Origin of the sequence: Streptomyces sp. NPDC060209, from assembly GCF_042728155.1 — a bacterium.
Classification (GTDB): Bacteria; Actinomycetota; Actinomycetes; order Streptomycetales; family Streptomycetaceae; genus Streptomyces.
Genome location: NZ_JBHWZS010000264.1, coordinates 1 through 11,940 on the forward strand (window position 1 = coordinate 1; position 11,940 = coordinate 11,940).

Here is an 11,940-nt window from a genome sequence, read left to right on the forward strand (position 1 = left end):
TCCCCGCTCCTTCGTACGCCCGGATCCTCCTTGGCCGGCCCCGCGCGATTCGCACGCGGTGCCGACGTCCGGCCAATTGTCCGGAGTTGATGGTGGGCGGATTCGGCTGCCCGTGCGAGGCGTCATACCAGAGCGGGACGCCTGGCGGGCAACTTCGACAACTGCACACCGAGCATGGGCGATTGACGACTACCGTGAGTGGCCGGTGATCAACGGTGGGCTCATATCGGTCGGGCCCGCCCCAGCCGTTGACCCGGGCCTGACCGACCACCGTAGGTGTCACCACACGAATGCCGATTCCTGGTGCCCCACGTACCGAGGACGATGATGTCTCAACTTCGCGCACCCACCGCGCGACCGGAACGCCGCGAAGGCGGACGGCACGGCCGTCCGGGTGGCCGTTCCCATTCGGCCCCGAGCCGGCCGCGTGCCGCGCAACCCGCGCCCGACGGCCGCCTGCGACCACAGCTGCTGCGCACCGCCCTCCTGCCGACCGTGGCCGCCCTGCTCAGTGGAGCCGCGGCCGTCATCTTCACCATCCGGGCCTCCGGGGTGCGCCCGTCCGGCAGCCTCCTGGCAGCGCTCGGCGGATCCGGGGCGCTGGCCGTGGCGGCCGTGGCGGCGGCCTTCCTCGGCGCCAACCGTGTCGCCGGCGGGGTGACCGACCGCTGTCTGGCGCTCCGGCGCACCGGTGCTCAGCATCATGCCGAGCTCCAGCGCGTCGTGGAACGGCTCCGCGACGGCGAACCCCTGCCGGCCCGCCGGGCCACGCCCCCTGCCGCCCCGGACGCGGACCCCTTCGATCTCCTCGCCCAGGAGATGGGCCGCTCGCAGGACGGCGCGGTGGCTGCCGTCGTCCAGGCCTCGCAACTGTTCCGCAGCAACGGGAACGAACAGAAGGTCGAGGTCTTCGTCAACCTCGCCCGGCGACTGCAGTCCCTCGTGCACCGCGAGATCCAGATCCTCGACGAGCTGGAGAACGAGGTGGAGGATCCCGACCTGCTCAAGGGCCTCTTCCACGTCGACCATCTCGCCACCCGCATCCGCAGGCACGCCGAGAACCTCGCCGTCCTCGGCGGCGCCGTCTCGCGGCGGCAGTGGAGCAACCCCGTGACCATGACGGAAGTGCTGCGCTCGGCGATCGCCGAGGTCGAGCAGTACCCACGGGTCAAGCTGGTCCCGCCGATCGACGGCACCCTGCGGGGACACGCGGTCGCCGACGTGATCCACCTCCTCGCCGAACTCGTCGAGAACGCCACGGTGTTCTCCGCCCCGCACACCCAGGTCCTGCTGCGGGCCCAGCGCGTCACCGCCGGCCTCGCCCTGGAGGTGGAGGACCGGGGGCTCGGCATGCCCGGCCCCGAGCAGAAGCGGATGAACACCCTGCTCGCCGACCCCGATCAGGTCAACGTCGCACATCTTCTGCAGGACGGGCGGATCGGATTGTTCGTGGTCGCCTCCCTCGCACGCAGACACGGCATCGCCGTACGGCTCCAGAGCAACATCTACGGCGGCACGCAGGCGGTACTCGTGCTGCCCGAGGTCCTCCTGGGCATCGACATCGATGCCACGACGACGGCACCCGGCGCGGCGCCGGTCCCGTCGCCCGGGGCCGTGCACCGGCCGCCGGCCCACGACGCGCCGCCCGTGGCCCCGCCGCAAACAGCGGCAGAGCCCCCGCAGCGGCTGGACAGGACGCCCCGGAAGGACCTGCGCCAAGGGGAGGGGCCACCGCTGCCGCTGCGCGCCGAGCGGGTCGACCGCCCGAACCTCGCCGCGTCCCCACCGGGTGCCCGGCCCGTCGGGACCGCCGAGCCCGCCCCCTCGCTCGGGTCCCCCCCCTTCGCCGAGCCCACCCCGCCGGTCGGGTCTGTCGTATCCGCCCGGCCCGCCGTGGACACCGGTGCGCCTGCCGATGCGCCCCCGGCCGCCGTGTCCGGCCCCGCCCGCCCCCAACTGCCCAGGCGCAGCAACCAGGAGCATCTGGTTCCGCAGCTCAGGGAAGCCCCGATTCCGCGCGCCGAGGACGAGAACGTCCTGCATGACCCCGGTCTGATGGCCGCCTTCCGGCGCGGGGTCGATCTCGCCGAAGCCCAGACCGCCGAGGATCCCGAGACGGCGGACGCACATGATGCCGGTCCCGCCGTCCCCGGCCCGGCTCCGACCGTCGGGGCGCAGCGGTCCCACGGTCTCGCCCCGCTGCCGTTCCGAAGCCCGACCACCACCGCGACGACCGGTACGGAGCGAGTGGACCCGGGACACCGGGGACCGCAGACGCCCGAACCGGATCCCCGAACCGAGAACATGTTCAAGGAGTAGATGCACCATGACGAGCGAAATGCCGTCCGGTCAGGTCTCGGACCTCGACTGGCTGCTGAGCGGCCTGGTCCAACGCGTGCCCTACACACGCAGCGCCGTCCTCCTCTCGGCGGACGGCCTGGTGAAATCCGTTCACGGCATGGATGCCGACAGCGCCGATCACATGGCGGCCCTGGCTGCCGGCCTGTACTCACTCGGCCGGAGTGCCGGGGCCCGTTTCGGCGACAACGGCGACGTGCGGCAGGTCGTGGTCGAGCTCGACTCGACACTCCTGTTCGTCTCGACCGCCGGCTCCGGCACCTGTCTCGCCGTCCTCGCGGGCCGCGAGGCGGATGCCGCCGTACTGGGTTACGAGATGGCCATGCTGGTCAAGAGCGTGCGCCCCTACCTGATGACGCCGCTCCGGCAGCCGGCCGGAGCGCCGTTCACCCCGGGGCTGTGAGAGTGCCGGCCCCGCAGGACGGGCCGTTGCTCGACGATGCGGCAGGCCGGCTCATCCGCCCGTACACCGTGAGCAACGGCCGGACGCGGCCGACCACCGTGCTCGATCTGCTCTCCCTGGTGATGGCGACGGGGAGCGATCCCCAGGTCCACCTCGGCCCCGAACACACCGTGGCCCTCGAGCTCTGCGGAGGACCCACGTCCGTCGCCGAGATCGCCGCCCATCTCCGGCTGCCCGCCGTCATCACCAAGGTCCTTCTGTCCGACCTGGTCGACTGCGGGGCGGTCACCGCACACGCCCCCGCGTTCAAAGACATGCCAACCGACCGATCCCTGCTGGAGGCAGTGCTCGATGGTCTACGACGACAGCTCTGAGAGCTCCGAATTCTTCCCCGTGGCCCTCAAGATCCTGGTCGCGGGCGGTTTCGGCGTCGGCAAAACGACGTTCGTGGGCGCGGTCAGCGAGATCGCGCCGCTGAGTACCGAGGAGCTCCTGACGCAGGTCAGTGCGGCGACCGACAGCCTCGAAGGCATCGAATCCAAGTCGGCCACCACCGTGGCCATGGACTTCGGCCGCATCACACTGTCCGAGCAACATGTGCTCTACCTCTTCGGCACGCCGGGGCAGGAGCGCTTCTGGTTCATGTGGGACGAGCTGTCCAAGGGCGCCCTCGGTGCGGTCGTGCTGGCGGACACACGCCGGCTGGCCGAGTGCTTCGCGGCCGTCGACTTCTTCGAGCGGCGCGGCATCGGATTCATCGTCGCGGTCAACGAGTTCGACGGCGCCTACCGTTACGAACCGGAAGAGGTGCGGGCGGCCCTGGATCTCGGGCCCGAGGTGCCGGTCGTCCTCTGTGACGCCAGGATCGCCAGCTCGGGAACCGGGGCGCTGGTCACCCTCGTCCAGCACCTCATCAACGCCACGGCGCCCGCGCCGCTCTCGGGATTCGGAGCACATCCGTGACCCCGTACGGGGCCGGCCGGCCGCTGCTCACGCCCGTCGACCGGGACGGATCCCGCCGGAGCGCACGGCTGCGGAGGCTCGGCCTGGGAGAGCGCCCCGACGCCTCGTTCGACAGCTTCGACGCCCTCGCCGACCGGGTGGCCGAGGTGACCGCGACACCGTTCTCGATAGTCAACTTCATCGACGAGAACCGGCAGTTCTTCGCAGGGCTGCACACCCCGGCCGGTCTCCGGGGCGGAGCCGACCTGGGCGCCGCCGCAGCGTCCGGAACCCGCGGCAGCCGCTATCTGGCCCGGGACGCCGGGTACTGCCCGCACGTGCTCGTGCGGCGCAAGGCCCTGGTGCTGGAAGACGTCTGCGACTACCCGCGCTTCGCGGGCAACCCCGTGGTCGACGACATAGGCATCCGCTCCTACCTCGGGGCCCCGCTCATCGACCGTACGGGCGTCGCGCTCGGCACGGTCTGCGCCGTGGACACCGTGCCGCGCGCCTGGGGCCGGGCCGGACTCGACACCATCAAGCTGCTGGCCCGGGAAATCGTCGTACAGATCGAGCACCGGGAGGCAGCGAACCCCTGACCCGGGGTGCCGTCACCGTTCACAGCCATGCCGGGTCAGTGGGGCCGCCCCTGCGGAGCCCCGCGCGCTCCCGGGGTTGAGCCCGCAGCCCTCGGGGACGGTTCAGGGGTGTCAGACGTGCAGGAAACCGCTGATCCGCTGCCGCAGCGATTGCGCGTCGAGTCCGTGCGCCACGAGGTGGTCCGGCATCTGCCCGTACCTGCGCAGTTCGCCCCGGCCCACGCCCAGCCCGAGTACCCGGTGGGGCAGGTCGGCCAAGGCGTCGTTGGTCACCGTCGTCGATGTTCCGGCCAGGTACGGCTCGACGATCACGACGTCCGCCGCGCTGTGCGTGCCGGCCGCACGGCGCAGACCGGCCGCGTCGAAGGGGCGCACGGTCGTCGCGTACAGCACGGTCGCGTCCAGGCCCTCCGTCGCGTCGAGGACGTTGTCGAGCATCGGCCCCACGGCGATCACCACCCCGCCGGTTCCCGTCCGCACGGTGCTGAAGCCCGGGCCCGTGACCGGGCGGCCCGTGCTGTTCGACTGGAGGGAGAGGCGTACGTACACACGGCCGTCCCCCGCGACGGCCCGCCGCAGCAGCGCTTCGGCCTCGTCGGGGTGGCCCGGGACGTGCACCGTCCAGTCGTCGAGCGTGTCCAGGAGGGCGACATCGCCCGGCGACATGTGGGTGAAGCCCCCGGCCGGCCAGTCGTACGAGGCCCCGGCGCTGACGAGCACCCCACCCACCCCCTGATGCCCGAGGTCCAGCTTCACCTGCTCGAAGGGGCGCTCCACGAGGAAGCTCGCGAAGGTGTGCATGATCGGCCGCACCCCGGTGAGGGCCATTCCGGCGCCCGCGCCGATGAGCAGCTGCTCCCTGATCCCGACATTGATCACCCGGTGCGGATGGGCCCGCTCGGCCCGGCCGAAACCGTCGCGGCTGATCTCGGCGAGGACCAGTGCGATGCGGGGATCCTCGTCGAGCAGGCGGGTGGTGGTGGCGATGAAGCGGTCTCGCATGGTGTCCATGGGGGTGTCCTTCGTCCTGTTCGGGTGCGGATGATCAGCGGCCGGGTGCCACGCGGGCGACCACGGCGTGCGGCCGGCCGGGGTGCGGCGCGGTGAAGGCGGCGTGCAGGGACTCGTGATCCCGGCCGTCCACGGTCAGGGCCGACCATCCGGCGGCCTCGAAGCGGGCCACGATGCCGCCCGGCCTGGCGTGCGTCGCCGAGGCGTTGTCGATCACCACGCAATGCAGCTGCTCGAGCCCTGCCGGCCCCGCGTAGGCGATCGCCTCGTGGTTGCTGCCTTCGTCCAGCTCGGCGTCGCCGGTCAGCACCCACACGCGGGGGTCCGTAAGACCCTGTGCCCGCAGCCCCAGCACGCTGCCCACGGCGAGCGGGAGCCCGTGCCCGAGCGACCCGCTGCCGATCTCGGCGCCCGGCACCAGCAGCCGGTCGGGGTGGTGCCCGAGCGGCGAGTCGTACGACCCGAAGCCGGTGAGCAGCTCCTCCCCGAAGAAGCCGCGTGCGGCCAGCACTGCGTAGTACGCCATGGGGCCGTGCCCCTTCGAGAGCAGGAACCGGTCGCGGCCGGGGGAGTCGACCATGTGGGGCGAGACCCGCAGCACCCGGTCGTACAGCACCCAGAGGGCGTCCAGGGTGGAGGTCGCGGCGGGGCCGTGCTTCTCGTCACCGGTCATGAGACTCATCAGCCGGTCCAGCTCGTCGTAGCCGTGGACCGGCGGGGGCATCGTGTTCGTCATGGGCCTCAGCGTTCGACATCAAGTTAGGTTGAGGTCAAGCCCGCGGAAACGGGTTCGTGAGCACCGGTGCAAGTGCGGTATTGTTCTCTTGCGCGTTCGGCCAGGGCGAAACCCCAGGTCAGACGGACAGCGGGACGTGGCGCAGCTTGGTAGCGCACTTGACTGGGGGTCAAGGGGTCGCAGGTTCAAATCCTGTCGTCCCGACTCGAGAGAGTCGCAGATCAGGGCCGGTTTGGGAGAAATCCGAAACCGGCCCTTGATCTTTTTGGGGGCCCGTGAGTCCCACGCCGTCGTGATCGCCGGCTGTCGGCCGGCAGGGGCGAGAAGCTCGGCTGAGCGTTGGCACAGCACTCCGTCCCGTTCCCGGTGGCAGGGCGGCGTGGCGGCCCGTGCCGGTGGGTGGGTGGTCCCTTCCCGCCCGCCCCGTCTCGCGACCCACCGGGCGCGGCATCGCGGAGGCGTCCCTGCTTCCGTGCGCGGTTGTCGAACCTCCGGACGGTCCTGCCGGGCGCTTCCGAGCGACCCGGGCCCCTCCTATGCGCCTCGCCCGCCGCCTATGCGTCCTGCCGTCCCATCCATGGCACCGCCGGGCCGGAGGCGGTTCAACTGAACACGAGAACCCGGAACCGGTCGATTGCACATCACCCACACGGGAGGCGTCCGATGACAACACCTCTGGCCGACTACGCGCAGTTCGCCGGAAAGCGGATCGCGATCGTCGAGCACATGCAGAACCACCCGTTCGTCCTGGGCCTGGAGCAAGCTCAGGAACACGGCCTCGAAGTGTGGCTGCTGACGGGTGACCGGTCCTGGTACACCCATGGACACGCCTGGGAGACCCACCCGCTGGCCATAGTGGACCGGGTGATCGACGTCGACACGACCGACCTCGACGCAGTGCTGGCCGTGGTCACCGGCGAGGACGGCACGCCCCTGGTGGACGGCCTCACCTCGTTCTCCGACTACCACACCGAGTTGGCGGCGGACGCCGCTCGCCGCCTCGGCCTGCCCGGCCCCGACCCGGCCGCCGTGCGTACCGCCAACATCAAGGACCACCTGAGGATCGCGCTCGGCGACCAGCCGTTCAACATCCCTCATGTGCTGGTCGGTCACCGGGGCCAGCTCGACGAAGCGGCCCGTCGGCTCGGCTTCCCGATGATCGCCAAGCCCCCGGCCGAGGCGATCAGTTACGGGGTGCGCAGAGTCGACGACATGGCCGGGCTCGTCGAGGCGTGGGAGGAGCTCTCCACGGTCCGGCACAGCCTGCGCGGCCAGCCCCGCACCGGTGACGTCCTCCTGGAGCAGTATGTCGAGGGCGAGGAGGTCAGCGTCGAGACGATGACCGTGGACGGGCACACCCATGTCTTCGGTGTCACCTCCAAGGACCTCTTCGGCGACCCCGCCTATATCGAGTGCGGGCACACCTTCCCCGTACCGCTCCCCGACGACGAGCGCGACGAGCTGTACAAGGTGGTCCGCACGACGCTGGAGATGATCGGATACCGGCACGGCCCCTGTCACACCGAGGTCCGGCGCACCGAGTCCGGATGGCGGATCATCGAGGCCAACCCGCGCACCCCGTCCAGCTGCATGACCATGCTGGTGACCGACGTCACCGGCCGCAGCCCGATCCTGGACGCCTGGCTGCTCACCATCGGCGTCACCCCGCCGATCGAGCCCGTCGTCCACCGAGGCGGCGCCGCCGTCCGCATGATCTACCCCACCCGGCGCGGGACCCTCGCACGCATCGACGGGCTGGAGGCCGCGGCGGCCGTGGAGAACGTCCAGGTGCTGCTGCACGTCGAGAAGGGCGACCAACTGCTGCAGCGCATGGACAACTCCTCCTGCGTCGGCTTCACCTACTGCAACGGCCCCGACCGGGTCGCCGCCCAGGAGCTCGCGGACAAGGCCGCGGCCCTGCTGGACTTCGTCGTCGAGGACGAGATTCGGTGAGCCCGTATACCGAACCTGCCGCACCGGCGGGCCCGGACGGCGTACGGGCGGTAGCGAACGCGTCCGGACTGGAGGCGGCGGGCTGGAGCTCGCTGCTGGGGGCGGAGGACTTCTTCCAGACCCCGCGGTGGCTCACCGTGCAGGAACACAACTCCGGTACGGCGATGGACTTCCTGGTACGCGAGCGGGGCGGCGCTCCGGTCGCAGGGCTGGTGACGGCCTGGGCCGACACCTCCGTGGCCTGGCTGCTCGCACGCCCGGACGCCATGCTGAAGCGCGCCCTGGAGCAGGACGTTCCGGAGGCCGCCGGCGTGCTTCGCGACGTCGCCGGGGGCGACCCGGACAGCCTGCTGCCCTCCTTGGTGTGCGGAGGACGGCACCTGGGCCGCACCCGGACGCTCGCTTCCGCCGACGCCACGGAGGAGGACCTCGACGCCCTGCTGGAGAGGGCCGAGACGATGGCGGCGGACCGGAAGGCGGCCACCGTCTGCTTCCCGCACGTCGACGTACGCGACACGTCTCTGGTCGCCCTGCTGGAGCGCCGCGGTTACAGCAACCACCCCTCCGACCACTACGCCTGGCTGGACATCCCGCAGGGCGGATTCGAGCAGTTCGTCGAGGAGATGAGCGCCCACCGCCGCCGCCGGGTGCGCCTTGAACGCCGGGCGCTCACCGAGGCGGGCGTCGAGGTGAACGTCGAGCCGCTCACCCAGGCGCTCGCCCCCCGCCTGGGGCAGCTCGACGCCAACCTCCTGCGCAAGTACGGCAATCCGGCCAGCGACGAGGGCTCCGCCCGCATGATCGGCCGGATCGCCGAGATCATGGGCGACGACGTCCTGGTGTCCGTGGCCCGGCAGCGCGGCACCGTCATCGGCTTCGGCATGGTGCTGCGGTCCCGGGCCCGCGGTGAGGAGCAGTGGTACGGCCACCGCGCCGGGTTCGACTACGAGGCCCAGGGCAGGCTGCCGCTCTACTACGACGTCCTGTACTACCAGGTGCTGGACGCCGCGGCCAAGGAGGGCGCCACCGTCCTGCACGCCGGGATCGGCAGCGTCGGGGCCAAGCTGGCGCGGGGCTGCCGGGCCAGTGAACAGCGCTCCTATCTGCTGCCGGTGGCCGGCACCGATGACACCGCGGGCGCACCCGCCGACGACCGGGAGACGACTACACGATGAGCGCCGCCGACGATCTCCAGGAAGGCGGAGGCTGGAACGCCGCCCTCGGAGCGATGGTCAACTCCTCCGACCGGCGCGGGGGCACCCTGCGACTGGTCTCCTCAGCCGACGTCGACTCCCTGGACCCCGCGCGGACCTACTACGTCTGGGTGTGGTTGCTGCAACGCCTGCTCAACCGCACCCTGATGGCCTACCCCACCGACCCGGGACCGGCGGGCCTGGTCCCCGTACCGGACCTCGCCGAAGCGCCGGGGGTGCCGAGCGACGGCAACCGGACCTGGACCTACCGGCTCCGCGAGGGTGTCCGCTTCGACGACGGCACGCCAGTGACCTCGGCCGACGTGCGGTACGCCGTCCAGCGGATATTCGCCCAGGACGTGCTCCCCGGCGGCCCGACCTACCTGGTGCCGCTGCTGGACGACCCGGACCGCCCGTACGCCGGGCCGTACCGGGACGGCGGCGGTGACGGCCTGCCCGCCGTCCTCACTCCCGACCCCCGCACGGTCGTCTTCCGGCTGCGCACCCCCTTCTCCGACTTCGACCATCTGATGGCCCAGCCCTGCGTCGCCCCCGTGCCCCGCCACTCCGACACCGGGGCCCGCTACGGCGAGGGCCCGCGCTGCACCGGGCCCTACCGGGTCGCCGCGCACCGGCCGGGAAGCAGGCTCCTGCTGGAGCGCAACCCCCACTGGGACCGGGCCACCGACCCTGTACGGCCCGCGCTCCCGGACCTGGTGGACATCACCATCGGGCTCGACCTGGACGACATGGATGAGCGGCTCACGGCGGGGGAATTCGACATCAACCTGGAGGGCCGCGGCCTCCAGCACGCCGCCCAGGCTCGCCTGGCCGACGACCCGGTGCTGCGCTCGCGCACCGACAACCCGAAGACGAGCTTCCTGCACTTCGTCTCGCTCCAGCCGCACATCCCGCCCTTCGACAACGTGCACGTACGGCGGGCCGTGCACTACGCGGCCGACAAGATCCTGCTCCAGGAGGCCCGCGGCGGCCCGGTCACCGGGGGCGATCTGACCACCGCGCTCTTCCCGCCGAGACTTCCCGCCCACCAACCGCTGGACCGTTATCCGACCGGCCCCGATCTGCGTGGGGACCTCGACGCCGCACGCGCCGAACTCCGCGCCGCCGGGCTGCCCGACGGCTTCGACGCGGTCATCGGCACGCAACGCGGCAAGTTCAGGCTGGTCGCCGACGCCGTCGTGGAGTCCCTGGCCCGGGTCGGCATCCGGCTGACCGTCAAGGAGCTCGACGTCGCGACGTACTTCAGCCAGGGCGCGGGCTCCCCGGAGACGATCCGCAAGCACGGGCTCGGCCTGATCGTCACGGACTGGGGCGCCGACTTCCCCACCGAGTACGGCTTCCTGGCCCCTCTGGTGGACGGCCGGCTGATCCGCCCCGGCGGCGGCAACTGGAACATCGCCGAGCTCGACGACCCGAAGATCAACGAACTGATCGACACCGGACTGCACACCGCCGACCACGGCACCCGCGCGGATCTGTGGCGCGAGGTGGAGCGCCGGGTCATGGACCACGCGGTCATCCTCCCGCTGGTCCACGACAAGACCCTGCACTACCGGGGCCCTCGCGCCACCAACGTCTATGTCCACCCCGCCTTCGGCCTGTACGACATCCAGTCCATGGGCGTCGCCGATACCCGCACCGACCGGGAGAACGACAACGTATGAACAACCCAGCAGCCGATCTCCGCTTCGTCCCGCTGGACACCGGCGACACGGCCACGCTCAACGCCTGGCTCCGGCTGACCACGGACAGCGCCGAGGACGTTCCGCTCTCCGCCGCCCCGCCATGCGCGGCCGACCTGACCGGCTCGGTGCGCTTCGCGCCGCCGGACACCGAACTCGCCGGTGAGGTCGTCCTGCTCGGTGGGCAGGCCGTCGGCGCGCTCCGCCTCGTGTTCCCCGACGGGGCGCCGGTCGCCGTCGTCGACCAGTTGCTGATCGCGCCGAAGGAACGCCGCCAGGGGATCGGGACCGCCCTCTTCCGGCGGGCGCGCGCCCTGGCCGAGCAGCACGGCCGCAGCCTCCTGATCGCCACTCTGACCCAGTCGCTGCCCGGCGGGCAGCCCCGGGACGAGGGCCCGGCCGCGTTCGCCCTGGCGCTGGGCGCCACCCCCTCGGCAGGCCCGGAGGGCGTTCACCAGTGGCTCGACCTGGACCGGCACGACCCGTCGGCAGACGGCATCCCCGAGGTCCCGGCCGGCTACCGGCTCCAGCGGTGGGGGACCATCACCCCCGACGCCTTCGCGATCGCCGTGTCCGAACTCGGCACGTCGCTGGGCGCGAGCCTGCCGGAGACCTGGGGCCAGGGGCCCGAGGCGATCCGCGCCAGTCATGTGCGGCGTTACGAGCGCATGCGGGTGGGCCGCGGGCGGCGCGCCTACCACGTGGGTGCCGTCCACGAGGCGACCGGCGAACTGGCCGGCTTCACCAGCGTCTCCAAGACCACCGGCAACCCGGAGCACGCCCTCCAGGGCATGACCGTGGTGGCCCCCGCCCACCGGGGCCACCGCCTGGGTCTGCTGCTCAAGCTCGCCAACCTCGCCCATGTACGCGAGTACGAGCCCGGGGTACGGCTGATCGAGACGGCCAACGCCGACGACAACCGCCCGATGATCGCCCTCAACGAGGCGATGGGCTTCGTCCCTCAGGAACGATGGGTCTCCTGGGAGGCGCCTGTGGCCCCGGCCGGCTGACCGTCCGGCGGCTGCCCCCCACCCCCCTCGGG

11 protein-coding genes and 1 tRNA gene are annotated in these 11,940 nt (G+C 71.7%); 10 read left to right on the forward strand and 2 right to left on the reverse strand.

The annotated features are described in order from the left end of the window. Nucleotides 1-327: 327 nt before the first annotated feature. From ACFWFI_RS33685 to ACFWFI_RS33705, 5 genes are read left to right on the forward strand one after another with little or no spacing between them, the layout of a single operon-like run. A complete protein-coding gene (locus ACFWFI_RS33685; protein ID WP_387397808.1) occupies nucleotides 328-2,319 on the forward strand; it encodes a sensor histidine kinase in 1,992 nt (663 codons plus the stop codon). Between the two features lie 7 nt (nucleotides 2,320-2,326). After that, the gene (locus ACFWFI_RS33690; RefSeq protein WP_014152748.1) at nucleotides 2,327-2,761 is read left to right on the forward strand and encodes a roadblock/LC7 domain-containing protein; all 435 of its coding nucleotides are present in this window, start codon (nucleotides 2,327-2,329) and stop codon (nucleotides 2,759-2,761) included. Between the two features lie 2 nt (nucleotides 2,762-2,763). Continuing rightward, nucleotides 2,764-3,135, forward strand: coding sequence for a DUF742 domain-containing protein (locus tag ACFWFI_RS33695; RefSeq protein WP_387397830.1), 372 nt, complete (start codon nucleotides 2,764-2,766; stop codon nucleotides 3,133-3,135). Further along, on the forward strand, nucleotides 3,113-3,724 hold the full coding sequence (locus tag ACFWFI_RS33700; protein WP_387397811.1) for a GTP-binding protein: 612 nt from the start codon (nucleotides 3,113-3,115) through the stop codon (nucleotides 3,722-3,724). The genes ACFWFI_RS33695 and ACFWFI_RS33700 overlap by 23 nt, the downstream gene beginning before the upstream one ends. Then, nucleotides 3,721-4,302, forward strand: a complete 582-nt coding sequence (locus ACFWFI_RS33705; protein ID WP_387397813.1) for a GAF domain-containing protein — start codon at nucleotides 3,721-3,723, stop codon at nucleotides 4,300-4,302. The genes ACFWFI_RS33700 and ACFWFI_RS33705 overlap by 4 nt, the downstream gene beginning before the upstream one ends. Before the next feature lie 111 nt (nucleotides 4,303-4,413). Here the strand turns inward: ACFWFI_RS33705 and ACFWFI_RS33710 are convergent, their stop codons facing one another. Further along, the gene (locus tag ACFWFI_RS33710) at nucleotides 4,414-5,313 is read right to left on the reverse strand and encodes a transketolase family protein (RefSeq protein ID WP_387397816.1); all 900 of its coding nucleotides are present in this window, start codon (nucleotides 5,311-5,313) and stop codon (nucleotides 4,414-4,416) included. A 34-nt stretch (nucleotides 5,314-5,347) separates the two neighbouring features. Continuing rightward, nucleotides 5,348-6,049, reverse strand: coding sequence for a transketolase (locus ACFWFI_RS33715; RefSeq protein WP_387397818.1), 702 nt, complete (start codon nucleotides 6,047-6,049; stop codon nucleotides 5,348-5,350). Nucleotides 6,050-6,179: 130 nt separating this feature from the next. Here ACFWFI_RS33715 and ACFWFI_RS33720 point away from each other — a divergent pair. The 5 genes from ACFWFI_RS33720 (at nucleotide 6,180) to ACFWFI_RS33740 (ending at nucleotide 11,908) form a co-directional block, all read left to right on the forward strand. Then, nucleotides 6,180-6,253, forward strand: a tRNA-Pro gene (locus ACFWFI_RS33720). Between the two features lie 459 nt (nucleotides 6,254-6,712). Further along, nucleotides 6,713-8,002 carry an ATP-grasp domain-containing protein gene (locus ACFWFI_RS33725; RefSeq protein WP_387397821.1) on the forward strand — a complete coding sequence of 430 codons (1,290 nt, stop codon included), beginning with the start codon at nucleotides 6,713-6,715 and terminating at the stop codon, nucleotides 8,000-8,002. Then, on the forward strand, nucleotides 7,999-9,177 hold the full coding sequence (locus ACFWFI_RS33730; protein WP_387397823.1) for a GNAT family N-acetyltransferase: 1,179 nt from the start codon (nucleotides 7,999-8,001) through the stop codon (nucleotides 9,175-9,177). The genes ACFWFI_RS33725 and ACFWFI_RS33730 overlap by 4 nt, the downstream gene beginning before the upstream one ends. Further along, entirely contained in the window at nucleotides 9,174-10,880 is a 1,707-nt protein-coding gene (locus ACFWFI_RS33735) for an ABC transporter substrate-binding protein (RefSeq protein WP_387397826.1), read from the forward strand. Before ACFWFI_RS33730 ends, ACFWFI_RS33735 begins: the two co-directional genes overlap by 4 nt. Next, a complete protein-coding gene (locus ACFWFI_RS33740) occupies nucleotides 10,877-11,908 on the forward strand; it encodes a GNAT family N-acetyltransferase (protein ID WP_387397828.1) in 1,032 nt (343 codons plus the stop codon). The genes ACFWFI_RS33735 and ACFWFI_RS33740 overlap by 4 nt, the downstream gene beginning before the upstream one ends. Nucleotides 11,909-11,940: the final 32 nt, after the last annotated feature.